Origin of the sequence: Marinobacter sp. KM021 (assembly GCF_050707965.1) — a bacterium.
GTDB lineage: Bacteria > Pseudomonadota > Gammaproteobacteria > Pseudomonadales > Oleiphilaceae > Marinobacter > Marinobacter shengliensis.
In genome coordinates, this window is record NZ_CP136129.1 from 39,452 (window position 1) to 63,876 (window position 24,425).

Consider the following 24,425-nt stretch of genomic DNA (forward strand, 5'->3'; position numbering starts at 1 on the left):
CGGGACTGTTTACGATTGGTTACACTTCGGCACGCTTTGTGCGTAGCACTGGTATTCCACTCGTTTTACATTGTCACAAACGAGTATGTCTACCGGGCGCTGCGATTTATCAGTACGTAGTTGTTGCCAAGGATAGCAGAACCGCTCGGATATTTACTTCCGGGCCGCAGCACTACAGGGACAGGTATGCGGCTCTTCAATGAAATCGAATGACGATATGAACGTAATATTCGTTGGCAAACGCCACGGCCGTTCCCGGGCAATCGCGCTCAACGCCGGTATTGTTGCAGCTCTGGTGTTTACTGTGCTGGCGCTGCTGTTGGCGGCTGGCTGGGCGGGTTATCAGGTGGCCGTGGCAAAGGCGGAAGCCAAAAAGCCCACAGAGACCGAATTGGTATCTACCTGGCAAGACAAGCTTCAGGAGCAACGGGCCGAGGTGACGCGGGTTCGGGAGAACGTGCAGCAGCAGGTGGACGCTCTGACACTCCGGCTTGGTGATATCCAGGGGCGGCTTCTGCGACTGGATGCCCTTGGTCAGCGCTTCGTTGAGTCCGGGCTGGTGGCCAGCGATGAATTCAACTTTGATCAGCCGGCGGCTGTTGGTGGCCCCGAAGACGGTATGGGTGGTGAGTCCTACAGTGCCCCTGAGTTGACCGATATGATCGAGCAATTGGAGCGCACGCTGGATGATCGTGAAAAGCAGCTGCGATTGCTTGATAAGGTGGCGTCCCGCAACAAGCTCGAAGACGAGCTGTATCTGCAGGGCCGTCCCATTACCTGGGGCTGGTTGTCGTCCCCTTACGGATACCGTACCGACCCCTTCACTGGCAAGCGCCGCTGGCATGCCGGAGTGGATCTGGCGGGTAAGGAAGGCAGTGATATCATCACTGTCGGTGCCGGCGTTGTGACCTTTGCCGGTGACCGCTTTGGCTACGGCAATCTGGTTGAGGTAGATCACGGCGACGGGCTGGTTACCCGTTATGCCCACGCCAAGACCATCAAGGTCGAAACCGGTGATGTGGTCCAGAAAGGGCAGGTTGTGGCACTGATGGGAAGCACCGGCCGGTCTACTGGCCCCCACGTGCATTTTGAAGTGATCCGCAATGGCAAGTCCGAAAATCCTGAGAAATATATCCAGCGCGCAAGCCGCTGATTCCATTCCCGTGAACCCCACCTTTTGTCCTGTCGCCAAATAAGGTTAGAATGCCGGCTTCCTCCGTTTAACTGAAGAAGCAGTGGTCTATGTTCACAAAGCTTGCAACGAAGATGTTCGGCAGTAAAAACGCCAGAGAAATCAAGCGGATGCGCAAAACCGTTACGCGCATCAATCAACTTGAAGAGGCGCTGGGCGGGTTGTCGGACACCGAGTTGCAGGGCAAGACCGCTGAATTCCGCCGGCGTCTTGATGAGGGCGAAGCCCTGGATGCCCTGCTGCCCGAAGCCTTTGCCACCGTTCGCGAGGCCAGCCGCCGGGTGATGGGCATGCGTCATTACGACGTACAGCTGATTGGTGGTATGACCCTGCACGAAGGCCGCATTGCCGAGATGAAGACCGGTGAGGGTAAAACCCTGGTGGCCACCGCAGCGGTTTATCTCAACGCATTGCCCGGCAAGGGCGTTCACGTTGTCACCGTCAACGATTACCTGGCAAGCCGTGATGCCGAGTGGATGGGCAAGCTGTATCGCTTCCTTGGCCTGACCATTGGCGTGGTCGTTGCTGGTCAGCCACCGGAAGAGAAGCGCGCCGCCTACCAGGCGGATATCACCTACGGTACCAACAACGAATTCGGCTTTGACTACCTGCGCGATAACATGGCCTTCAGTATTGATGACAAGGTTCAGCGCGGTCTCAACTTTGCCATCGTGGATGAGGTGGATTCCATCCTGATCGACGAAGCCCGTACCCCCCTGATTATTTCCGGTGCTGCCGAAGATTCCTCGAAGCTCTATCAGGCCATCAATACGCTGATTCCGGGCCTTGAAAAAGGCGAGGTCAGTGAATCCGGAGAAAGCTCCGGCGACTTTACCATCGACGAAAAGTCACGCCAGGTGGAGCTCACCGAGGCCGGTCATGAGAAGGTTGAAGAATTACTTCTGGAGCGAGGCCTGCTGCAGGAGGGCGAAAGCCTTTACTCGGCAGCCAACCTGAGCCTGCTGCACCACGTTCATTCGGCCCTGCGGGCTCATCACCTGTTCCAGAAGGATGTCGACTACATCGTTCAGGGTGGTCAGGTGGTGATCGTTGATGAACACACCGGCCGGACCATGCCGGGCCGCCGCTGGAGCGAAGGCCTGCACCAGGCCATCGAGGCGAAAGAAGGCCTGAAGATCCAGGCCGAGAGTCAGACCCTGGCGTCGACCACCTTCCAGAACTATTTCCGTCTGTACGACAAGTTGGCCGGCATGACCGGTACCGCAGACACCGAAGCTTTCGAATTCCGTCAGATCTACGGTCTGGACGTGGTGGTGATTCCGCCCAACAAGCCCATTCAGCGGATTGACTACAACGACCTGGTGTACCTGACCCAGGAAGAAAAGTTCCACGCCATCATTGATGAGATCAAGGATGTCACGGGTGAAGGTCGGCCTATCCTGGTGGGTACCGCGTCCATCGAGGCCTCCGAGCTGCTGTCCATGCTGCTCAAGAAGGCCCGCATCGAGCACAAGATCCTAAACGCCAAGCAGCATGACTCTGAGGCACTGATCATTGCCCAGGCGGGCCGCCCCGGCGCGGTGACGATTGCAACCAACATGGCCGGTCGTGGTACGGACATTGTGTTGGGCGGTAACTGGGAATACGAAGTGGCCGCCCTGGATAATCCGTCCGAGGAAGAAGTCGCCCGCATGAAGGCGGAATGGACCGAACGCCACAATCAGGTGCTGGATGCCGGTGGTCTGCATATTATCGGTACCGAGCGTCACGAATCCCGGCGGATTGACAACCAGTTACGGGGTCGTGCCGGCCGTCAGGGCGATCCGGGTTCTTCCCGTTTCTTCCTGTCGCTGGAAGATAACCTGATGCGGATCTTTGCGCCTGAACGGGTGAAGAACCTGATGCAGGCCATGGGTATGAAAAAGGGTGAGGCCATCGAGCACCGTATGGTCACCAACGCCATCGAGAAATCCCAGCGCAAGGTGGAAGGTCGTAACTTCGACATGCGTAAAACCCTGCTGGAATACGATGACGTAGCCAACGATCAGCGCACGGTGATTTACGATCAGCGTAACGAGGTGATGGCGTCTGACGACATCTCCGAGATGGTCGACACCATTCGCAGCGATGTGGTTGACGCTATGGTCAGCGAGTTTATTCCGCCCCAGAGCATGCCGGAACAGTGGGACGTGGCCGGGCTGGAAGCGCAGCTGCAATCTGAAATGGCGATTGATCTGCCGATTCAACAGTGGCTGGATGAAGACAGCAAGCTGTATGAGGAAAACCTGCGCCAGAAGATTCTCGACGCTATCGTCACCGAATATAAGGCGAAAGAAGAGATTGCTGGCGCAGAGCCCATGCGCAAGTTCGAGAAACAGGTGTTCCTGCAGGTGCTCGACACCCTGTGGAAGGAGCATTTGTCGAACATGGACCACCTGCGCCGCGGTATCCACCTGCGCGGTTACGCTCAGAAGAACCCGAAACAGGAATACAAGCGCGAAGCCTTCAACCTGTTTGAGACCATGCTGGACACCATGAAGCGTGACGTCACCCGTGTGTTGTGTCATGTCCGGGTTCAGAGTCGCGAAGAGATGGAAGAGATCGAGCGCCGCCGCAAGGAAGAGCTGGAGCGGGAAATGGCCCGGGCCAAGTTGCGGCACGATCAGACCAGTGCCACCCAGGGTGAGGATGCTGGCCAGGGCAACCAGGCCCAGGGCACCCCGGAGACCTTTGTTCGCCAGGAGCGCAAGGTAGGGCGAAACGAGCCGTGTCCCTGCGGGTCTGGCAAGAAGTACAAGCAGTGTTGCGGTAAGGTCAGCTAAAACCTGAGCAGCAACCTCGGCACCAGAACCCGCAATCGGCCAGTGTATGGGCGGTATGCGGGTTTTGTCGTTTACAGTTTCGGATAAATTCAGGAGGCAGGCATGGCAGTAGGTCCCGGAACCTTACCCGAGTTTTACCCGGTGGCGGGTATCAAGGTGGGGATTGCGAGTGCGGGTATCAAAAAGCCCGGGCGTAAAGACATAGTGGTGTTTGAGTTGGTGCCGGAGGCGAGGGTCGCGGGCATATTTACCCGCAATCAGTTTTGCGCGGCTCCTGTGGTACTCAGCCGGAAACACTTGGCCCAGGGCGCACCCCGCTACCTGCTGATCAACACCGGCAATGCCAACGCCGGTACCGGCGAACGTGGCATGGCCGATGCTCTGCGCTGTTGTGAAGCGCTGGCCGCCGAAGCAAGCGTTAGCCCTGACGCAGTGTTGCCGTTCTCAACCGGTGTGATCGGTGAGCCCTTGCCGGTCGACAAGATTGTCAAGGCGCTGCCGGAAGCCTTGGCCAGTGCCCGGGAAGACCGCTGGGCGGAAGCCGCCAGTGGCATCATGACCACCGACACCCGGCCCAAGGGGGCGTCTGTGCGGGTGGACCTGGGTGGCCATGCGGTGACCATTTCCGGCATCAGCAAGGGCGCGGGCATGATCCGGCCAAACATGGCCACCATGCTCGGGTTTATCGCCACCGACGCCCGTATTGCACCCGACGTGCTGCAGTCATTGGCGTCGGAACTGGGCGAGAAGTCGTTCAACCGGATTACCATTGATGGCGATACCTCCACCAACGATGCCTGCATGTTGATGGCCAGTGGCCAGTACGACGGGCCGGAAATTACCGCAGGCAGCCCGCACCTGCCGGCGTTGAGAGAAGCCCTTCGTCAGGTATACCTGGACCTGGCCCATGCCATTGTCCGGGACGGTGAGGGTGCCACCAAGTTTGTCACCATCGACGTCAGCGGTGCTGCCAGCCAGCAGGAGGCGCTGGATGTGGCCTATACCGTCGCGCACTCGCCGCTGGTGAAGACCGCGCTGTTTGCCTCGGACCCGAATTGGGGCCGGATTCTGGCGGCGGTGGGGCGCGCGGGCGTGCCGGACCTGGACCTGTGCTCTTTGGAAATCTATCTGGGGGATGTCTGCCTGGTGCGCAACGGTGGCCGTGCCGATGATTACTCCGAGGACCGGGGTCAGCGGGTAATGAGCCAGGAAGAAATCACCATTGCCATCGACCTCAAGCGCGGTAGCGTCCAGGAAACCGTGTGGACCTGTGACTTCTCCCACGACTATGTGACCATCAATGCCGAATACCGTACCTGAGCCTGAGACCCTGGCGGGGAAGAAGCAGATCCACGTTGCCGTCGCCGTCATTATCCGTGACGGCCGGGTTCTGATTGCCCGCCGTCCGGATCACGTGCATCAGGGCGGACTGCTGGAGTTCCCGGGTGGCAAGGTGGAGCCGGGGGAAACCGTACAGCAGGCCCTGGTTCGGGAGATTGCCGAGGAAACCGGCCTGCAGGTACCCTTGGCCAGCCTGGAGCCGGTGATCGGTATCCGCCACGACTACGGTGACAAACAGGTGTTCCTGGATGTCTGGAAAACCTCGGAGGCCGAGGGGCAGCCAGAGGGCCGGGAAGGGCAGCCGATCAGTTGGCTGCGCCCGTGCGAGCTCGCCGATGCGGATTTCCCTGCCGCCAACCGCCCGATCATCAGGGCACTCAATTTACCGCAGCGCCTGGCTATTGTTGGCCCGATGGCATCCTGGCAGGACGGTATCAGCCGGCTGGAACGGTCGATTGGCGGTATGGCGGGGCAGCTGGTTGTGCTTCGGGCGCCTCAATTACCGGATAACGATTACCTGAAACTGGCGGCAGAGGCTTTGCCGATCTGTTCCGGTGCCGGCGTCGGACTGGTTTTGCATGGCCATCCGCGTTTGCTGGGTGCATTTCCGAAAACTGCCGGCCTGCACCTGCCCTGGCGTGAGGCTCAGGCGCTCTCAAGGCGCCCTGTGCCGGCCGATCGATGGCTGGGGGTGTCGTGCCATGACCAAAGTCAGCTGCACCATGCGGCGGCTCTGGGTGCGGATTACGCGACGCTGGGCCCGGTGTTGGAAACGCCCACCCATCCGGGGCAACCCGGAATCGGCTGGGAGCAGTTCGAATTCCTGGTGGCCAATGCCAGGCTTCCAGTCTACGGGCTGGGGGGGCTGGCGCCAGGTCATGAAACACTGTGTCGTGAGCGGGGCGGCCAGGGCATTGCCGGCATCGGATTCTGGTGGTGAGCCGCTGGCGGAGATTACGGATTTCCGCCGGCATCAGCCTGTGCGAAAGTGGTTAAACATTGACAGATCAACAACGAGCGGGGAGTACAGCGTGAGCAAGTTGACCCATCTGGATGATAAGGGCGAAGCCCGAATGGTGGATGTGACGAGCAAGGCCGTCACCGAGCGGGAGGCCCGGGCGGAAGCAACCATCCGCATGGCGCCGGAAACCCTGCGAATGATCATTGATGGTGAGCATCCCAAGGGCGACGTGCTGGCTACCGCCCGTATCGCCGGCATCATGGCGGCCAAGAAGACCCATGACCTGATTCCCCTGTGTCATGCCCTGAATCTGACATCGGTGAAAGTGGAGTTGTCTCCGGGGGCGGATGGCGCCTCTGTGCATATCCTTACCCGTTGCAAGCTGTCGGGGCAGACCGGTGTCGAGATGGAGGCGCTCACGGCTGCCAGTGTTGCCGCTTTGACCCTGTACGACATGTGCAAAGCCGTTGATAAGGCGATGGTGGTGGATGGTGTGCGGCTGTTGGAAAAGAAGGGTGGTCGCTCGGGACACTGGCGCGCGCCGGAACAATGATCTGCTCTCTGGCCTTGGCCGTACTCTTTCCGACCACACTGTATTCGGAGAGTAAACGTGCCAACACTACGCCAGGCAAGCAGCCGCATGATAGAATGCCCGCCCAATTTGTCAGAACCACGAGGAAATACAGTGGCTGTTCGTTACATTGAGACCTGCCGTTTGCCCACCCCCTTCGGTGTGTTCGACATGCACGGCTTTGAGGAGCCGGACACCGGAAAGGAGCATGTGGCACTAACGCTGGGCGATATTGATAGCGATGAGCCGCTGCTGGCACGTACCCATTCCGAGTGCCTGACTGGCGACGCCCTGTACAGTATGCGTTGTGATTGCGGGTATCAGCTGGAAGAAGCATTGCGCAGCATTGCCCGCGAAGGCCGTGGCATTCTGATGTACCTGCGCCAGGAAGGCCGTGGCATCGGGTTGCTGAACAAGATTCGCGCCTACCGGTTGCAGGACCAGGGCGCAGATACCGTAGAGGCCAACGAGCGGCTGGGTTTCGGTGCGGATTTGCGGGACTACAGCATGTGCAAGGACATGCTCGAGCACCTGGGGATCCGAAGCCTGAAGCTGATGACCAACAACCCCAGGAAGGTCAAGGCGTTGGAGTCTTACGGAATTCAGATTTCGGAGCGGGTTCCCCTGCACGTGGGTCGCAACCCGCACAACGAACACTATCTCAATACCAAGCAAAGCAAGCTCGGCCACTGGCTCGAGACTCATCAGGATGACGACCCGGCCTGATTGAGCCGGTTGGCAGAGTCGGCTGATAGCACGGCTGCGCTATCAGCCAGCAGTGATCACTTGATGGCGGTCAGGGCGGCGTTACCGAGGCGGTCAATCCGACTGGCGATGGCGCTACGGATACCTTCCGGGTCCAGCCCGCATTCCTTGAGCAATTCCCCGTGCTTGCCATGGTCGACGAAGCGGTCAGGCAAGCCCAGCTGCAGCACCGGCAGCATCACTTCCCGTTTATTCAGGCATTCGGTCACTGCGCTACCGGCACCGCCGGCCACCACGTTTTCTTCCAGCGTTACCAGCAGGTCATGTTGTTCGGCCAGTTCCAGTACCAGGCTCTCATCCAGTGGTTTAACGAAACGCATATCCGCCACTGTCGCATTCAGGCTGTCGGCCGCTTCCAGGGCTGAGCCCAACAGGGTGCCAAAGTTAAGTATGGCCACCCGAGCGCCCGCGCGGACAACGCGACCCTTGCCGAGGGGCAGAGCCGACAGCGCCTGCTGGATTTCGGCACCGGGGCCGGTGCCCCGGGGGTAGCGCACGGCAGCTGGGCCATGGTACTGAAGACCGGTGTGCAGGAGCTGGCGGGTTTCGTTTTCATCTGAGGGGGTCATCACCACCATTTTCGGGATGCAGCGGAGATAGCTGATGTCGAACGCGCCGGCATGGGTCGGGCCGTCTTCGCCCACCAGCCCCGCCCGGTCGATGGCAAACAGCACGTCCAGATCCTGGATGGCAACGTCGTGAATCAGTTGGTCATAGCCCCGTTGCAGAAATGTGGAATAGATGGCCACGACGGGTTTGGCACCGTCACAGGCCAGTCCGGCGGCCAGGGTGACCGCGTGTTGTTCGGCGATGGCGACGTCAAAGTAGCGGTCCGGGTAGCGTTCGGAAAACGCCAGCAGGTCTGAGCCTTCACACATGGCGGGTGTAATGCCGACCACGCGCTCATCCTGCTCGGCGGCATCGCACAGCCATTGTCCGAAGACGTTGGCGTATTTTGGTTTGGCCTGCTTCGGTTTGACCGGCTCCGGTTTGCTCGGTGGCACGGGTTCAATCTTGTTGATGGCGTGATAGCCAATGGGGTCCGCCTCTGCGGGCGCAAAGCCTTTGCCTTTGGTGGTGACCACATGCAGGAACTGCGGGCCGTCCAGCTCCCGGATGTTCTCCAGGGTTTCAACCAGCAATGGCAGATCGTGGCCATCAATCGGGCCGATGTAGTTGAAGCCCAGCTCCTCGAACAGCGTGCCCGGGGCAATCATGCCCTTGAAGTGTTCTTCGGTTTTCTTCGCCAGCGCCATCAGGTGCGGGGTGCTTTTCAGCACTTTCTTGCTGCTGTCCCGAACCTGGTTGTAGGTTCGGCTGGCCAGCAGCTTGGCAAAATAGTTGGACAACCCGCCCACGTTGCGGGAGATCGACATGTCATTATCGTTCAGGATGACCAGCATGTCGGCATGCAGATGGCCGGCGTGGTTCAGGGCCTCGAAGGCCATCCCGGCGGTCATTGCGCCGTCGCCGATTACGGCGATGCTCTTGCGCCCGGTATTCTGCATGCGGGCAGCAATGGCCATGCCCAGTGCGGCGCTGATCGATGTGCTGGAGTGGCCAACGCCAAAGGTGTCGTATTCACTTTCCGCGCGTTTCGGGAACCCGGCCAGGCCATCCTTGCGGCGGATGCTGCCCATCTGTTCCCGGCGACCCGTCAGGATCTTGTGGGGGTAGGCCTGGTGGCCAACATCCCAGACCAGTCGATCTTCAGGCGTATTGAAGACATAGTGCAGGGCGACGGTCAGTTCCAGAACGCCCAGGCCGGCACCAAAGTGCCCGCCGGTCTGGCCGACAGACCAAAGCAGAAAAGCCCGGAGTTCTCTGGCCAGTTGGGGAAGATCTTCCTCGGGCAGGGTGCGCAGCTGGGCGGGCACGTCAATCCGGTCAAGAATGGGCGTGTTGGGCCGCTGCGACGGGATTTCCCTGAAAATGTATGTGTCCTGCATCAGCTCGGGTCTTTATCGGAATATGGATTCTATGACTGGCATTATAAGGGAACAGGGAGGTGTGTTTCACACTTCCCGGGCCAGATGTTACAAAACGGTGTCGTCAAACCGGCCGATTCTTGTTTGTCAGCGCGGTTCAGTGGCTTCTGGCCACCACATAATCGGCCATGGCCCTAAGCACCTCGGCTTCTTCGCCGAAACTGTCCAGGGCACTCTGGGCCTGATCCAGCAGCTTCTCAAGGTGTTCCCTGGCACCGGAAACACCCAGCAGGGCCGGATAGGTGGGTTTCTCCCTGGCGGCGTCCGAGCCCTGCCGCTTTCCGATAATTTCGGTATCGCCTTCAATATCCAGCAGGTCATCCTGCACCTGGAACGCCAGGCCCAGGGCGCTGGCAAAATCAGACAGGGCGGCCAGTTGTTGATCTGTGACCGAACCGGATGCCAGCGCGCCAAGGCGAACACTGGCTTCGATCAGGGCGCCGGTTTTGTGGCGATGCATGGACTCAAGCTGTTCTATGGTCAGTTGGCGGCCAACCGATTCCAGATCAATGGCCTGGCCACCAACCATGCCCTGATGTCCGCTGGCGGTCGCCAGTTCCCGAATCATTGCGATGCGTTGTTGGTCTGACAGCTCCGGGGCCTCCGCCAGAAGTGCAAAGGCCAGGGTTTGCAGCGCATCGCCGGCCAGTATGGCGCTGGCTTCGTCAAACGCGATGTGAACGGTTGGTCGGCCACGCCGGAGGTCGTCGTCATCCATGGCGGGCAGGTCGTCGTGCACCAGGGAATAGGCGTGCACCAGTTCCAGCGCACAGGCGGGGGTCAGCGCCGCCAATGGATCGGCGCCGATGGCGCGGGCCGCGGCCAGGCACAGTGCCGGGCGAACGCGCTTGCCACCGCCCAGAACGCTGTAGCGCATGGCCTCATCCAGCCTGGGTGAGGCGGCGCCATCGCGAATAGAGCGTTCCAGTGCCTGGTCAATCTGCTGGCGGGATTGCTCCAGAAATTCCAGAGCCAGGGACAGGCGTTCACTCATCAGTTGGCATCATCCGCTGAAAAGGGACGGGTCTCCAGGGAGCCATCGCTGTTCTGAACCAGCTGTTCAACACGCTGTTCGGCGGTTTTCAGGGCGGTCTGGCATTCTCGGGTGAGCTTTACGCCCCGTTCGAAGGCTGCCAGTGACTGCTCCAGCGAAAGCTCTCCCTGCTCAAGATCGCGAACCAATCGCTCAAGTTCGTCCAGGGATTTTTCAAAGTCGGCAATGGATGTGCTGCTGTTATTCTCACCGGCCATGGGCGACCTCCGGTCAGGTGTTTCGGAAATTGCGCGGATTATATCAGAGTCCCTGAGCTATCGCTGCCAGGCGAATTGGCGTTTTTCCAGAGTTGTGGCATTCGGTCCCCAGGATTGCTCGGTGACTGACACCTGGCCCTGTCGGGACACGGTAACAACCGTGGTTGCTCGGGTTCCGTAGTGGTCGCCGACGATGAATGGTGAAGACAGAAATCGCTCGGTTTCCATGCCAACGCCGGTATCCGGAAGGCTCCGGTCGGGCGCTGGCGTGGTGTCCTGTAAGAGTGACAGTAGCTGTTTGTGCAGCGGCGCCGGGTCTTGGCGCGCTTGTTCCACGCAATGGCCAACGGCCTTGCGTAGCCTCAGCAGTTTTGGCCAGGGGGTCTGCAGCAGGTGGTTGCTCAGGCCATAAACGCCCCGGAATACCTGCCGGCCCGGGTGGGCGTCCCGATTGCTGTAATACCAGCCTCCAAGACCGGTCAGCTTCACCAGGTTGAACCCCGCATAGCGCCCGGGCTCTGCATCCAGTGAGGATTGCAGTTCACCGGTTGAGAGTCTCAGTGCGTGTAAGGGCAGTTCGCCACGGCTTTGGCGGCCAGCCTCGGGGCTTCCTTCCCGCACATTGGTAACGGCTGTTACCGTGCCGTCGGTATTGACCGCCAACCAGGTGCCGCCGGATTCCAGGTCCTGTCCGGCCAGAATTTGCTGGCCGCTGTTATCCTGCCACCAGTCCATGGCGGCGGTGGGGCGCCGGAAGAACTCGTCCCGGTTGGCTGCCACCACCAGGGGAAATTCCGGGCTTTGTCCGATGGCGAAAGCAATGAGGCACATGGTCGATGGCAATCCTTTAATTGAATTGGGAGGCTGCAGCGTTTGGCAACAATGCGTATCATACCAGCCTGATTTATTCCCGGGATTAAGCAAACAAACATGACCCTGATCGGTATATTCATTCTGTATCTGGCACTAGGTGCACTGGCAGGCACCATGGCAGGCCTGTTCGGAATCGGCGGTGGCCTGGTTATCGTTCCGGTGCTGATTTTCACTTTTGGCTTCCAGGGGTTCAGTGCCGAGATCGCCGCTCACCTCGCTATTGGTACTTCTCTGGCCACGATTGTCTTTACGTCCATCAGTTCCATCCGCACCCACCATATCCATGGTGCTGTCCGGTGGGAACTGGTGCGGCCCATGACGGTCGGAATCATCGTCGGGGCGTTGTCCGGGGCGTGGACGGCATCGCTGCTGAGTGGCCCGATGCTGAAAACCATCATTGGCGCCTTTGCGATTCTGGTCGCGCTGAAAATGCTGCTGGAAGCAAACCCGAAGCCCGGTCGGGATGTGCCTGGTAACGCCGGTCTCGGGGTGGCCGGTGGGTTTGTGGGCTGGGCATCTGCCATCTTCGGAATTGGTGGTGGCACACTCTCCGTGCCTTACCTCACCTGGTGTAACGTGCGCATGCAACAGGCTGTCGCCACGTCCGCGGCCTGTGGCTTGCCGATTGCCTTGGCTGGTGCTGCTGGCAACATCTGGACCGGCTGGCAGAACCCGCAGCTGCCCGATTTCAGTATTGGGTTTATCTATTTGCCGGCGTTGGTCGGTATTGTTGCCACCAGTGTCTTTTTTGCCCGTTTCGGTGCAAAGCTGGCACACAAGCTGGATGGCCGCCTGTTGAAGAAGATATTTGCCGTTGTGCTGATCCTCGTCGGCCTCCGATTCCTGCTTAGTTGAGAGCGTATTCATGTTGCAACACCCGCAGATTGACCCGGTGGCCATCGCCATCGGCCCCCTGAAAATCCACTGGTATGGCCTGACCTACCTGGTTGGCTTCGCCGCTGGCTGGTGGCTTGGCCGCCTGCGTAGCCGCAAACCCTGGTCGCCCCTGAATGAAGAGCAAGTAGGTGACCTGCTGTTTTACATGGCCCTGGGTGTCATTCTCGGTGGCCGTTTCGGGTATGTGGTGTTTTATAACTTCGATGCCTTCCTGGCCGACCCGTTATGGTTGTTGCGGGTGTGGGAAGGGGGGATGTCGTTCCACGGCGGCCTGCTGGGCGTTATGCTGGCGATGTGGTGGTTCGGGCGTAAAACGTCGGCCGGGTTCTGGAGCATCGCCGATTTTGTGGCGCCGCTGGTGCCGGTGGGTCTGGGCGCGGGCCGCATCGGCAACTTCATCAATGGGGAGCTCTGGGGCAAACCGACGGATGTGTCCTGGGGCATGGTATTCCGCACCGCTCCAGACAGCCTGGCCAGGCACCCCTCCCAGCTCTACCAGTTTGCCCTGGAAGGCGTGGTACTGTTCGCCATCCTGTGGTGGTTCTCCTCCCGGCCGCGCCCGAAAATGGCCGTCTCTGGCCTGTTTCTGGCCTGCTATGGCAGCTTCCGATTCTTTACCGAATTCTTCCGCCAGCCTGACCCGCAACTGGGTTACCTGGCCTTCGACTGGCTGACCATGGGGCAGGTGCTATCGTTGCCCATGGTTATTGCCGGCGCTGCCCTGATTGTTATTGCTTACCGGAGAAACGCTGCATGAAAGCTTACCTCGACCTGATGCAAGACGTTGTCGACAACGGATTCGACAAGGGCGACCGCACCGGGGTTGGCACCCGCTCCGTGTTCGGCCGGCAAATGCGCTTTAACCTGCAGGACGGCTTTCCGCTGGTGACCACCAAGAAAGTCCACCTGCGCAGCATCATTTACGAATTGTTATGGTTCCTGAAAGGCTCCACCGACAACAACTGGCTGGCGGAACGAAAGGTCAGCATCTGGAATGAATGGGCACTCGATAATGGCGACCTGGGGCCAATTTACGGCAAGCAGTGGCGCAGCTGGCAGTGCCACGACGGTCGGGTGATCGATCAGATCAGCGAGGTTATCGAGCAAATCCGAACCCAGCCCAACTCCCGCCGCCTGATTGTCTCCGCCTGGAACCCGGCGGAACTGCCGGATGAGTCAGTCAGTCCTCAGGATAATGTGCGGGAAGGGCGTATGGCGCTCGCTCCCTGCCACTGTCTGTTCCAGTTCTACGTGGCGGACGGCAAGCTGTCGTGCCAGCTGTACCAGCGGAGTGCGGATCTGTTTCTGGGGGTGCCTTTCAACATTGCGTCTTATGCTTTGTTGACCCACATGATTGCCCAGCAGTGTGATCTGGATGTTGGTGAGTTTGTGCACACGTTTGGGGACTGTCACTTGTACAGTAATCACCTGACCGACGATATTGTGTTCGAGCAGCTAAAGCGCGAGCCCCGTGCGTTGCCCAGGCTGGTCATCAAGCGCAAGCCGGCATCCATCTTCGACTATGAGCTGGAAGATTTTGAATTCGAAGGCTATGACCCTTACCCGGTGATTAAGGCTCCGATAGCGATCTGATCCCGAGCCTGGGATCGCGGTCCGGTTGGCTGGGGGGAGGCAGGGCAGCGGGTGGGGCTTTCCGAAAAACGCTGTGAATACGTCCGTGTACGCTTGGCTCCGCCATCCCTGGCTCCGCACATTTTCGGAAAGCCCCACCCGCTGCCCTGCTTTCGAACAATGGTGATCGAAGATCCCGGATGCGCAGTAAGGTTTTAAACAGTCCGGCCTGCCTGAATGGTTAAGCCGCAAGGGGGCGGGGATGCCTCTCCAAAAATGTGCGGAGCCAGGGATGGCGGAGCCCAAGCCGCGCAGGGATGCCTTGAGGCGTTTTTTGGAGAGGCATCCCCGCCCTCTTGCCGCCCCCAAGGCTCAAGCCAAAGGCCCAGAACTCCAGGTTATGAGGACCAAATATGAGAAAAGCACTGATTGTTGCGATGTCCCGGAACCGCGTCATCGGGCGGGACAACAAGCTCCCCTGGTATCTGCCTGGCGACCTGCGTTACTTCAAGCAGGCGACCATGGGTAAGCCCATCATCATGGGGCGGAAAACCTGGGATTCTATTGGAAGGCCACTGCCGGGACGGATGAACGTCGTCATTTCACGGAATGCAGACTGGCAGGCGCCGGCCGGTACGGTTGCGGCGGCTTCATTGGATGAGGCGTTGGTCAAGGCTCAGGCCCAGGCGGAGCTGGAGGGTGGTGATGAGGTAATGATTATCGGCGGTGGCCAGATCTACGCCGAGGCACTGCCCATGGTCGACCGGATGTACATCACACAAGTACACGCCGAAGTAGATGGCGACGCTTACTTTCCGGAAGTGAACTGGGATGACTGGGAAGAGATCGGACGCGAAGATTTCTCCGCGTCTGACAATAATCCTTACGACTACAGCTTTGTCGTCTACCAGCGTAGCCGGTCAGCCTGACCGGCTAGCGGTTCTGGCCCTTAGCGCGGGGCGCGCTTGGGGCTATTGGCAGAGGGCTTGCCGCCTTTGCCAGCAGGCTTGCCCTTGGGCGGTCCCTTGCGGAAGCCGGGCTTGCCATCTTTGCTGAATTTCTTGCCGGGCCCACCCTTGCGGAAACCGCCTTTGCCCGGAGGCGGGCCTTTGCGGTCGCGACGGGGCGCTGCCGACACTTCCGGCAGGGCTTCGGGCTGCTCCAGCGGCAGGGAATCCGGCTGGGAGGCTTCCAGCAAGCAGGCGAGGGCGCCAGCAACGGCGGCCATGTCCATGTCATTGCGCTCGGCAATGTCATCCAGCAGGGCAATGGCCTTGGCAGATCGGGGATCGTTGGTGAAGCCCAGCAGTTGCTCTTCAAACTGCTCTACCCGCATTTTCTGAAGGGCAGCCGGTGACGGCAGCTGGTACGGTTCCATTGGCGAGTTGGTGGCCCGCTCCAGGGTGCGCAGCCAGCTGCGCTCGCGCGGTGTGACCAGCAAAATCGCTTTGCCGGTGCGGCCGGCGCGGCCGGTGCGACCAACCCGGTGGATGTACGCCTCGGTGTCGTAGGGCACGTCGTAGTTGATCACGTGGGTAATCCGGGGCACGTCCAGGCCACGGGCAGCAACATCGGTGGCGATGATGATGTCTTTCTTGCCGCGCTTGAGGTCTTCTACGGTCTGTTCACGCTGGCGCTGGTTGAGGTCACCGCTCAGGGGCGCAACCGCATGGCCTCGGGCTGACAGTTTTTCCGCCAGCAGGGTGGTCTCGGCCTTGGTGCGCACGAAGATAATAGAGGCGTCGAACGGCTCCACTTCCAGGATGCGGGTCAGGGCGTCCAGCTTGCGCTCCGCGTAGACTGGCAGAACGAACTGGGCGATACGCTCAACGGTGCGGGTTTCGCTTTCAATGCGCACTTCCGTGGCGTTCTTCAGATAGGTTTGGGCAACCTTTTTGATCTGCGGCGGCATGGTGGCCGAGAACAGGGCGCGCTGACAGGTGTCCGGAGTTTTCGCCAGAATTGCTTCTACGTCGTCAATAAAGCCCATGCGCAGCATTTCGTCTGCTTCATCCAGCACCAGTGCCTTCAGGCTGCCCAGCTTCAGGGTACCTTTGCGCAGGTGGTCCAGCATCCGGCCTGGCGTACCCACGATGACCTGGGCGCCACGCTTCAGGCCGCGGATCTGTGGCGCAAAATCCTGGCCGCCGTAAATCGGCAGAACGTGGAAGTGTTTGAACTTGCTGGCGTAGGTGGTGAACGCCTCGGCTACCTGAATGGCCAGCTCCCGGGTAGGGGCAAGCACCAGAATCTGGGGCTCTGCAACGCTGGCATCAATACGGCTCAGCAGCGGCAGTGCAAACGCGGCCGTTTTGCCAGTACCGGTCTGGGCAACACCCAGTAGGTGGTTGCCGGCCAGCAAGGCTGGAATGGATTGCGCCTGGATGGGCGACGGAGTTTCATAGCCAACTGCGGAGACGGCTTCCAGTACTGCTGGATCCAGCCCCAGTTCGGCAAAAGACAATTCTGACATGAATGTACTCGGTATTCGGAGGGTATCGCATTACAAATGCAATGCATGATTTTGAAACATTATAGTCGGTTTGGGCAGTCTTTAACATGACTATTGCCGGTAATAGGGTAGGTAGTTGCCGGGGAAGCAGCTTGCCAGCTTCGGTAAACTGCGGCAGTCTTGGTTGTTTGCAGGCTAATTAACAGGAATGGAAGAGTATGACGTTCGATGAGCTTCTGAATTCGGTGCGCGAGGGCCGAGACGTTGTGATCCCGGCCAGTTGGGGGCAGGGACGGGCTACCTTCGGTGGGCTGGTAGCGGCGCTGGCATTCGACGTGATGGCGTCGAAAGTTGCCCCTGGCAGGGCCATGCGGGCGATGCAGGTGTCTTTTGTCGGGCCGGTGGAACCGGATGTGCCTGCGGTGTTTGAGGCAGAGTTGTTGCGTGAGGGCAAGGCGGTCTCTCAGGTACAGGGGCGAATTCTGCAAAACGGTGAGACCAGGCTGGCGTGCCTGGCGAGTTTTGGTGGTGATCGGGAGTCATCAGTTCAGGTGGCGCCATCGCCCGCCCCGGAGGCTGTTCCGGTAGACCAATGCCAGGAGTTGCCATACATTCCCGGCGTTACCCCGGAATTTACCCAGCATATCGACATGCGCTGGTCTTTCGGCAACATGCCGTTTTCCGGCAAGGGTGGTCGTGAGATGGGGGGCTGGATGCAGTTCCGGGAGACGCCCTCGGCCCTGACCGACGCGCACATTGTGGCGTTGGTGGATGCCTGGCCACCAGCATTATTACCGCATTTGAAGGGGCCCGCACCGGCCAGTTCCCTGAGCTGGGCGTTGGAGATTGTGCATCCGCGGCCGACCATGAAGCCGGGAGAGTGGCTGCTCTACAGGGCCACGATTGATCAGGCAGGTGCCGGTTACGGCCATACCCATGCCGGTATCTGGACTGGGAGCGGCGAACTGGTGGCGCTGAGCCGCCAGACGGTGACCGTTTTTGGTTGAATGGGTGGGGGCTCAGGCCGCCATTTCAGCTTTCAGGGCGTCCAGTATGACCCGGGCAAACTCTCTGGGGGAGTCCTCCTGCAGGAAATGGCCACCGCGCAGGGTAATGTGGGGCTGTCCTAGTGCCCCGGGAATGCGTCTTTGCATGTGACGATCACCTCCCCGGGTGATCGGATCGCCATTGCTGAAGCAGGTGATGAAGGGCTTGCGCCATTTCTCCAGGATCCGCCAGGCCTCACGGTTGGCGGCGCTGGCTGGATCATCCGGTGAAACCGGAACCAGGCCCGGAAAGGCGCGGGCACCCGCTTTGAATGCCGCGCTCGGAAAGGGTGCCTCGTATGCCGCCATCTCACCCGGGCTCAGAGCCCTTTCGGTACCCAGCTGTATGATGCGGGCCACGGGAAACCAGGGGCTGTGGCTGGCAAACGCTTTCCAAGCACGGAACACTGCAGGCACCGGCGAGTCTCCGGTAGGCAGCATGCCGTTACCGACAATGATCCGGCTGAAACGTCTGTGATGTTCTGCGGCCAGTCTCAGGCCAAGCAGTGATCCCCAATTCTGACACACCAGGGTGATGTTGGTGAGGTTCAGGTCTTCCAGCCAGCGGGCCAGCCAGCTCATATGGCTACTGTAGCTGTAATCGGTCACATTGGCTGGTTTGTCGGATTTTCCGAAGCCGATCAGATCCGGTGCCAGTACCCTGTAACCTGCTTCTGCGACCATGGGGATCATGTGCCGGTAAAGGTAGGACCAGGAGGGCTCGCCATGCAGCATGACCACCGGTGCTCCATTGGTCGGACCTTGATCGACGAAGTGCATGCGCAGGCCTGGCTCAACGTCCAGATAATTTGCTTGGAAGGGATAATCCGGAAGGCCTGCGAAGCGGGCTTCGTCGGTTCTCAGAATACGCATGCCATCGACTGTCCTGACTGATTGGTTGCGTGATTGTCTTTACGGCAATCGTCGGAAATCAGGATAAATCAGATGGAAATTTTGTGTGTTTGAGTTGCGTAACAGTGCGTTGCCGGTTTGAATCAGGACGCGATATCAAACAGGCGTTCAGGGTTGTCAATCCGGGCCAAAGCATCGTCACAACAATTGACGGCGCCACAGTCGTCGGCCGAGCACAGGCCGATGGTATGGCAATGGATGTCCTGATGGCCGTCGCCCTGGTTTCTGAAAATCCTGGCTCTGGAAAGAATGGAACGGCAATGGCCGCACAACAGTGTCGGCACGGCACTGCCTTCAGCCAGGATGGCGGTGTAATGGGTAGTATTTGTCATAATAATCCTCCTGATCCATAGAACATAAGGACAAAATGTGACAGTTCAAAGTCGCCACAGTGATCCTGCATTGGTTCGGGTTCAGCAGTTATACGTATCAGGCGTCAGGATCGACCACGGGGCGACGGTTTGAGCGTTTGTCCTCCCAGTCCAGGTCTTTCGGGTCGTACCAGCCGAGTTTGTCCATGACCCGGTGCCGGGTATACTCGGACAGGGTTGGCCACAGTTCCTGGAAGTCTTCCAGCCCTCTGTCCCGTTGCCTCTGCTGTTTGCTCTGCAAGCGGTTGATGATGCGCGGAAGATGTAGGGCTTCACCGAGTTGACCAGGCACCAGAACTTCCTGCCCCATCACCTTACGGCGGTGCATACGCGAAGCCAGAACCTTCTGGAGTTCTGTCGCGGCCTCAAGGGCTGTTTCAACGGTAAAAGCGTCTGAATCCAACAACATGACCTGTTAATTGGCTGATCGATAACCTGATACTATATCGTGAAGGTGGCTATAGTGGCCACGCTATCGTGTTAGTCTGTTTTTTCGTGAAACGTTCCATCTGTTATGGGCACCGTTCGCTTCAGGGTATAGGGATTATGTACGCAAAACTTGAGACACGGACTTTTCTGGCGATGCTGGTGGGCGTTTCCATCGCCTTCGCGTTGTTGATGAAGCCATTTTTCGGGCCAATATTCTGGGCCATCGCCATTGCCCTGATTTTTTACCCGGTCAATCAGTGGCTGACCCGCCGTATGGGCGACAGGCCTAACATCAATGCCATGATCACCCTGCTGGTTTGCATCATCATCGTGGTGATTCCGGTGCTTGGGCTGGGAGCAGCCCTGATCACCGAAGGCATGGGGCTGTACCAGAAGATCCAGAGCGGTGAGATCCGTCCTGGTGAATACATTGACCAGGTCAACCGGTCGTTCCCGGCCATTCAGGCATTTCTGGGCCAGTTCGATATCAGTTTCGGTGAATTGCGGGATCGCGTGGTCAGTGTGTTTGTTGGAGGCAGCCAGTTCCTTGCCAAGCAGGCGCTGGGCATCGGCCAGAACACTTTCCAGTTTTTCCTCGGCCTGGCGCTTATGGTGTATCTGGCGTTTTTCCTGATTCGGGATGGCCAGCAACTGGTCGAGCTGCTGATCAAGGCGTTGCCCCTGGGTGATGAGCGAGAGCGCCTGCTGTTTGCCAAGTTTGCCGAAGTTACCCGCGCAACGGTCAAGGGCAATTTGCTGATTGCCATCATTCAGGGGGCGCTGGGTGGCGTGATTTTCTGGATTCTGGGGATCTCCGGTGCGCTCCTGTGGGGGGTGGTGATGGCCATTTTCTCCCTGCTACCGGCCGTTGGCGCTGCCATTGTGTGGATTCCGGCGGCGGTCTACCTGGCTGCCATCGGTGAGGTGGTGCCAGCGGTCATTCTGACGGTCTACGGTATGGTGGTAATTGGCCTGGCCGATAACCTGTTACGGCCCATCCTGGTGGGGCGGGATACCAAGATGCCGGACTACCTGGTTTTGCTGTCGACCCTCGGGGGGCTTGTCATGTTCGGCATTAACGGGTTTGTGATGGGCCCGCTGGTGGCGGCTCTGTTCATGGCGTTCTGGGGTATCTTTATCCGGGAGTTTGGCAACGAAACTACCGGGAATATGCCGGAACGTGCGACAGGTTCGGCAAGGGACGACTGATCTGTGTTAGGGTCTGTGGGTCGCCCGGGCTTGTGGAGATGGGCGCCACATAACAATAAATAGACCGATATCCCTGAGGTATCAGGAGCAGATCAGGTGTCAATGACGAATCCTTTCAGCCATCGCATACGAAAGGCGGCTATGGCCGCCGGAACTATCGCTTTCCTGGGATTGACATCCCCGGCCTATGCCAACGACGTCGTCGCCCTCAAGCATGCTTTGTACGGTGCCGGTTACGATATAGAAAACGTTAACCCGGAACTGGACAGTAATACCCGAGCCGAACTGGAAAAGTTCCAGAGTGACCAGGGGCTTGAGGTAACCGGTTCGCTGGATGAGGCAACCGAGCGCGCCCTGGGTATGACCGCTGTGCAGCCGGTGGCCAGCGCTGCGGGCCAGGCCGGAGCTGGAGCTGCGCCGGCGGCACAGGAGAGTGCCGCTGCCGCGACCGAGCCGGAGCCCGAAGAGGAAGAAGAGGAGAGCGGCTGGTCACTGTGGTGACCGGACGATAGCCACAAAAAAGCCCGCCAGGCATCCGTCAGGCGGGCTTTTTTGTTAGTGCGTGGGTGCTTAGTCCAGTTTCGACAGGTCCCGCACAGCACCTTTGTCGGCACTGGTCGCCAGCAGCGCGTAGGCCTTGAGTGCTGCAGAGACTTTGCGGTCGCGGGCGAGTTCGGGCTTCCAGCCTCTGGCGTCACGGTCTTTGCGACGTTTGTCCAGTTCTTCGTTGCTGACCTGCAGATTGATGCTGCGCTCCGGGATATTGATCAGGATGGTGTCACCATTCTCGATCAGGCCGATGGCACCGCCGGCGGCGGCTTCTGGTGACGCGTGCCCGATGGATAATCCGGAAGTGCCACCTGAGAAGCGGCCGTCCGTCAGCAGGGCGCATTCCTTGCCTAGGCCCTTGGATTTCAGGTAACTGGTGGGGTACAGCATTTCCTGCATGCCTGGGCCGCCACGGGGGCCTTCATACCGGATAATGACGACCTCGCCGGGTTTGACTTCGTCGCTCAGAATGCCGGCAACTGCCGCATCCTGGCTTTCAAAGACCCTGGCTTTACCCTCGAACACGTAGATGCTCTCATCCACGCCCGCTGTTTTTACCACGCAGCCGTCCTGGGCAATGTTGCCGAACAGAACCGCCAGGCCACCCTCGGATGAGTAGGCATTTTCAACGGACCGGATGCAGCCGTTTTCACGGTCGCCGTCCAGGCTGGGCCAGCGGGTGCTCTGGCTGAAGGCAGTCTGGGTGGGAATGCCCGCCGGGCCGGCCTTGTAGAACTCAACCACCTCAGCGGTGGGAGAACGCATGATGTCCCATACTTCCAGGGCATCTTTCATGGTTTTACTGTGTACCGTTGGCAAATCGACGTTGATCAGTCCGCCACGTTCCAGTTCACCCATGATGCCCATGATACCGCCGGCCCGGTGTACATCTTCCATATGGTATTTCGGGGAGTTGGGAGCCACCTTGCACAGCTGGGGTACTTTCCGCGACAGCTGGTCAATTTCGGCCAGCGTAAACTCAACACCGCCTTCCTGGGCCGCCGCCAGCAGGTGCAGAATCGTGTTGGTGGAGCCGCCCATGGCAATGTCCATGACCATCGCATTCTCGAACGCGGAGAACGACGCAATGCTGCGTGGCAGCACGCTGGCATCGTTCTGCTCGTAATAGCGCTTGGCATTCTCCACAATTTGACGACCGGCGTTCAGGAACAGCTGTTCACGGTCGGCGTGGGTGGCCAGCATGGAACCGTTACCGGGCAGCGCCAGGCCAATGGCTTCGGTGAGGCAGTTCATGGAGTTGGCAGTGAACATGCCGGAGCAGGAACCGCAGGTAGGACAGGCGCTACGCTCGTATTCTTCGACCATTTCATCGGTGGCAGTCGGGTCGGCTGCGATCACCATGGCGTCCACCAGGTCCAGTTTGTGCTCGGACAACTTGGTTTTGCCGGCCTCCATCGGGCCACCGGAGACGAAGATTGTCGGAATGTTCAGGCGCATGGCGGCCATCAGCATGCCAGGGGTGATCTTGTCGCAGTTGGAAATGCAAACCAGCGCGTCGGCACAGTGGGCGTTAACCATGTACTCGACAGAATCGGCAATAATTTCCCGGGAGGGCAGGGAGTAAAGCATGCCGTCATGGCCCATGGCGATGCCATCATCCACCGCAATGGTGTTGAACTCTTTGGCAACGCCGCCAGCCGCTTCGATCTCACGGCAGACCAGTTGTCCGAGGTCTTTCAAGTGAACGTGGCCAGGCACAAACTGGGTGAAGGAGTTGGCAACGGCGATGATTGGTTTGCCAAAGTCTTCATTTTTCATGCCGGTGGCGCGCCAGAGCGCCCGGGCACCGGCCATGTTGCGGCCAGCGGTTGATGTATGGGAACGGTACTGGGGCATGGTGTGCTGCTGTCTCCCTGGTTATCTGGTTGTACTTGAGCACAAAGGATACCAGATTAAACGCTGGTCGCATGGCTGTTTTGCCAGTGCGTGTTTACAATACGTAACAAGTAACGGGATATTTTGACCAGAATTTCGAGGGAGTCTGTCTATGGGTGGCCAGGAAAGCCTGCAGCTGCGTCGTCTCAAGGATTTCCAGCCATTGGGGCGGTTGACGGACGATCAATTGGTGTTGTTGGCCAGCCGGGCTGAACGCCGGACCCATGGGCCCGGCCAACGGGTGATGGAGCGGGGCGTTCGCGACGGCCTGGACTTTTTCCTGATATCCGGGAAGGTAGAGCTCGAGTCTGTGGACGGCCGTAAAACGGTGATTGAGGCTGAGACGGAAAAGGCACTCAACCCCATCGCCCGGTTGCAACCCAGGATGTACGACGTTACTGCAGTCAAACCCTGCGAGTTTCTGGTCATTGAGCAGGAGGTTCTGAACCAGATGCTGAGGTCGGCGCCGGTTGCCCAGGTGGAAATGGATTCCGGGGATGGCGGCGCCGATGAAAGTGAAGAACATCATCTGTTGATGGAGTTTTACGCCGAACTCCGCTCCAATCAGCTCAAGTTGCCCAGTGTGCCGGATGTGGCCTGGAAAGTGCGTCGGGTGGTGGACCGCGAAGACTCGACGGCGCTTGATGTATCCAAGGCGGTCTCAGCCGACCCCGCCATGGCGGCAAAGCTGGTGCGGTCCTGCAATAGTCCGTTGTACCGGGGGTTCAGTGATGTCCGGAACGTGCGGGAGGCGGTGGTTCGTTTGGGTATGCGAACCACCCGGCAATTGGTAACAGTATTTGCCATGCGCGAGGTGTTCAAGACTCGTCGGGCCTCGCTGCAGAAGGAAATGGAACAGCTTTGGCGGCATTCCCGGGAGGTGGCGGCCTTGTGTTGGGTGCTGGCGGATCACGCCACCCGGATTGACCCGGAAGAGGCCCTGCTGGCGGGCTTGCTACACGATATTGGTATCGTTCCGGTCTTGGTGCAGGCCGAGCACCATGTGAACCTGTTTGCCGATGAAAAGAACCTTCAGCATGCCATGTCGGAGTTGCGGGCCGATGTAGGGTGTGCGGTTCTGGAGAACTGGCAGTTTCCGAAAGCGTTTATCGAGTCCGCCCGCCATGCGGAAGACTGGAACTATGAGTGTCGGGAGTCTGCGCCCCAACTGGTTGATGTTGTGATCGTGGCGCAGTTGCATTCCATGATTGGATCCAGTCAGAATGCCGGCTTGCCCGCTTTTGACCAGGTGCCAGCCTGGCGCCGCCTGGGGGAACTGGATCTCAATGCCTCCCGGAGCCTACAGCTTTTGAGTGAGGCCCGTGAACGGGTAGATGAGGTGCAAAAGCTCCTGTCCATCCGATAAC

General features: G+C 59.2%; 23 protein-coding genes. 14 read left to right on the plus strand and 9 right to left on the minus strand.

Annotated features, from left to right (window positions below; all coding sequences use genetic code 11):
• The first annotated feature begins 217 nt into the window (after positions 1-217).
• The 6 genes from RVM24_RS00200 (at position 218) to ribA (ending at position 7,574) form a co-directional block, all read left to right on the plus strand.
• Positions 218-1,153 carry a M23 family metallopeptidase gene (locus tag RVM24_RS00200; protein WP_244178157.1) on the plus strand — a complete coding sequence of 312 codons (936 nt, stop codon included), beginning with the start codon at positions 218-220 and terminating at the stop codon, positions 1,151-1,153.
• A gap of 89 nt (positions 1,154-1,242) precedes the next feature.
• Entirely contained in the window at positions 1,243-3,975 is a 2,733-nt protein-coding gene (secA, locus tag RVM24_RS00205) for a preprotein translocase subunit SecA (protein ID WP_072678058.1), read from the plus strand.
• A gap of 102 nt (positions 3,976-4,077) precedes the next feature.
• Entirely contained in the window at positions 4,078-5,295 is a 1,218-nt protein-coding gene (gene argJ, locus RVM24_RS00210) for a bifunctional glutamate N-acetyltransferase/amino-acid acetyltransferase ArgJ (RefSeq protein ID WP_431474753.1), read from the plus strand.
• The gene (locus RVM24_RS00215; protein WP_431474754.1) at positions 5,276-6,256 is read left to right on the plus strand and encodes a Nudix family hydrolase; all 981 of its coding nucleotides are present in this window, start codon (positions 5,276-5,278) and stop codon (positions 6,254-6,256) included. The genes argJ and RVM24_RS00215 overlap by 20 nt, the downstream gene beginning before the upstream one ends.
• Positions 6,257-6,347: 91 nt before the next feature.
• Entirely contained in the window at positions 6,348-6,830 is a 483-nt protein-coding gene (moaC, locus tag RVM24_RS00220) for a cyclic pyranopterin monophosphate synthase MoaC (protein WP_058090996.1), read from the plus strand.
• A gap of 132 nt (positions 6,831-6,962) precedes the next feature.
• Positions 6,963-7,574, plus strand: coding sequence for a GTP cyclohydrolase II (ribA, locus tag RVM24_RS00225; RefSeq protein WP_058090995.1), 612 nt, complete (start codon positions 6,963-6,965; stop codon positions 7,572-7,574).
• A gap of 56 nt (positions 7,575-7,630) precedes the next feature.
• Here the strand turns inward: ribA and dxs are convergent, their stop codons facing one another.
• From dxs to RVM24_RS00245, 4 genes are all read right to left on the minus strand, one after another.
• Complete coding sequence (gene dxs, locus RVM24_RS00230; RefSeq protein ID WP_431474755.1) at positions 7,631-9,562, minus strand: 1-deoxy-D-xylulose-5-phosphate synthase; 1,932 nt, start codon at positions 9,560-9,562, stop codon at positions 7,631-7,633.
• Between the two features lie 136 nt (positions 9,563-9,698).
• Positions 9,699-10,595: a (2E,6E)-farnesyl diphosphate synthase gene (gene ispA, locus RVM24_RS00235; RefSeq protein ID WP_431474756.1), complete on the minus strand. Its 897-nt coding sequence runs from the start codon at positions 10,593-10,595 to the stop codon at positions 9,699-9,701.
• Positions 10,595-10,852, minus strand: coding sequence for an exodeoxyribonuclease VII small subunit (locus tag RVM24_RS00240; protein WP_058090992.1), 258 nt, complete (start codon positions 10,850-10,852; stop codon positions 10,595-10,597). The genes ispA and RVM24_RS00240 overlap by 1 nt, the downstream gene beginning before the upstream one ends.
• 57 nt (positions 10,853-10,909) lie before the next feature.
• Positions 10,910-11,683 carry an NRDE family protein gene (locus RVM24_RS00245; RefSeq protein ID WP_138435385.1) on the minus strand — a complete coding sequence of 258 codons (774 nt, stop codon included), beginning with the start codon at positions 11,681-11,683 and terminating at the stop codon, positions 10,910-10,912.
• Positions 11,684-11,782: 99 nt separating this feature from the next.
• Here RVM24_RS00245 and RVM24_RS00250 point away from each other — a divergent pair, with 99 nt between their 5' ends.
• From RVM24_RS00250 to RVM24_RS00265, 4 genes are all read left to right on the plus strand, one after another.
• The gene (locus RVM24_RS00250; RefSeq protein WP_342631898.1) at positions 11,783-12,580 is read left to right on the plus strand and encodes a sulfite exporter TauE/SafE family protein; all 798 of its coding nucleotides are present in this window, start codon (positions 11,783-11,785) and stop codon (positions 12,578-12,580) included.
• 10 nt (positions 12,581-12,590) lie between these two features.
• Positions 12,591-13,379, plus strand: coding sequence for a prolipoprotein diacylglyceryl transferase (lgt, locus tag RVM24_RS00255; protein WP_058090989.1), 789 nt, complete (start codon positions 12,591-12,593; stop codon positions 13,377-13,379).
• Positions 13,376-14,215, plus strand: coding sequence for a thymidylate synthase (locus RVM24_RS00260; RefSeq protein ID WP_342631899.1), 840 nt, complete (start codon positions 13,376-13,378; stop codon positions 14,213-14,215). Before lgt ends, RVM24_RS00260 begins: the two co-directional genes overlap by 4 nt.
• 392 nt (positions 14,216-14,607) lie before the next feature.
• Positions 14,608-15,123 (plus strand): dihydrofolate reductase, encoded by a 516-nt coding sequence (locus RVM24_RS00265; RefSeq protein WP_342631900.1) that lies wholly within the window; start codon positions 14,608-14,610, stop codon positions 15,121-15,123.
• 20 nt (positions 15,124-15,143) lie between these two features.
• On the opposite strand, the gene RVM24_RS00270 is transcribed toward RVM24_RS00265, so the two are convergent.
• On the minus strand, positions 15,144-16,667 hold the full coding sequence (locus RVM24_RS00270; protein WP_342631901.1) for a DEAD/DEAH box helicase: 1,524 nt from the start codon (positions 16,665-16,667) through the stop codon (positions 15,144-15,146).
• A 197-nt stretch (positions 16,668-16,864) separates the two neighbouring features.
• Between RVM24_RS00270 and RVM24_RS00275 the strand changes: the two genes are divergently transcribed.
• Positions 16,865-17,653 carry an acyl-CoA thioesterase gene (locus RVM24_RS00275; protein ID WP_342631902.1) on the plus strand — a complete coding sequence of 263 codons (789 nt, stop codon included), beginning with the start codon at positions 16,865-16,867 and terminating at the stop codon, positions 17,651-17,653.
• 12 nt (positions 17,654-17,665) lie between these two features.
• Here the strand turns inward: RVM24_RS00275 and RVM24_RS00280 are convergent, their stop codons facing one another.
• The 3 genes from RVM24_RS00280 to RVM24_RS00290 form a co-directional block, all read right to left on the minus strand.
• Positions 17,666-18,565: a haloalkane dehalogenase gene (locus tag RVM24_RS00280; protein WP_061333030.1), complete on the minus strand. Its 900-nt coding sequence runs from the start codon at positions 18,563-18,565 to the stop codon at positions 17,666-17,668.
• A gap of 122 nt (positions 18,566-18,687) precedes the next feature.
• Positions 18,688-18,936: a hypothetical protein gene (locus RVM24_RS00285; RefSeq protein ID WP_058090983.1), complete on the minus strand. Its 249-nt coding sequence runs from the start codon at positions 18,934-18,936 to the stop codon at positions 18,688-18,690.
• A 97-nt stretch (positions 18,937-19,033) separates the two neighbouring features.
• On the minus strand, positions 19,034-19,384 hold the full coding sequence (locus tag RVM24_RS00290; RefSeq protein ID WP_061333031.1) for a hypothetical protein: 351 nt from the start codon (positions 19,382-19,384) through the stop codon (positions 19,034-19,036).
• Positions 19,385-19,521: 137 nt separating this feature from the next.
• Between RVM24_RS00290 and RVM24_RS00295 the strand changes: the two genes are divergently transcribed.
• Both RVM24_RS00295 and RVM24_RS00300 read left to right on the plus strand, forming a co-directional pair.
• Complete coding sequence (locus RVM24_RS00295; RefSeq protein ID WP_342631904.1) at positions 19,522-20,613, plus strand: AI-2E family transporter; 1,092 nt, start codon at positions 19,522-19,524, stop codon at positions 20,611-20,613.
• A gap of 102 nt (positions 20,614-20,715) precedes the next feature.
• Positions 20,716-21,114, plus strand: coding sequence for a peptidoglycan-binding domain-containing protein (locus tag RVM24_RS00300; protein ID WP_431475388.1), 399 nt, complete (start codon positions 20,716-20,718; stop codon positions 21,112-21,114).
• A 69-nt stretch (positions 21,115-21,183) separates the two neighbouring features.
• Here the strand turns inward: RVM24_RS00300 and ilvD are convergent, their stop codons facing one another.
• Positions 21,184-23,019, minus strand: coding sequence for a dihydroxy-acid dehydratase (gene ilvD / locus RVM24_RS00305; protein WP_431474757.1), 1,836 nt, complete (start codon positions 23,017-23,019; stop codon positions 21,184-21,186).
• Between the two features lie 151 nt (positions 23,020-23,170).
• Here ilvD and RVM24_RS00310 point away from each other — a divergent pair, with 151 nt between their 5' ends.
• The gene (locus RVM24_RS00310) at positions 23,171-24,424 is read left to right on the plus strand and encodes an HDOD domain-containing protein (protein WP_342631906.1); all 1,254 of its coding nucleotides are present in this window, start codon (positions 23,171-23,173) and stop codon (positions 24,422-24,424) included.
• Position 24,425 lies beyond the last annotated feature (1 nt).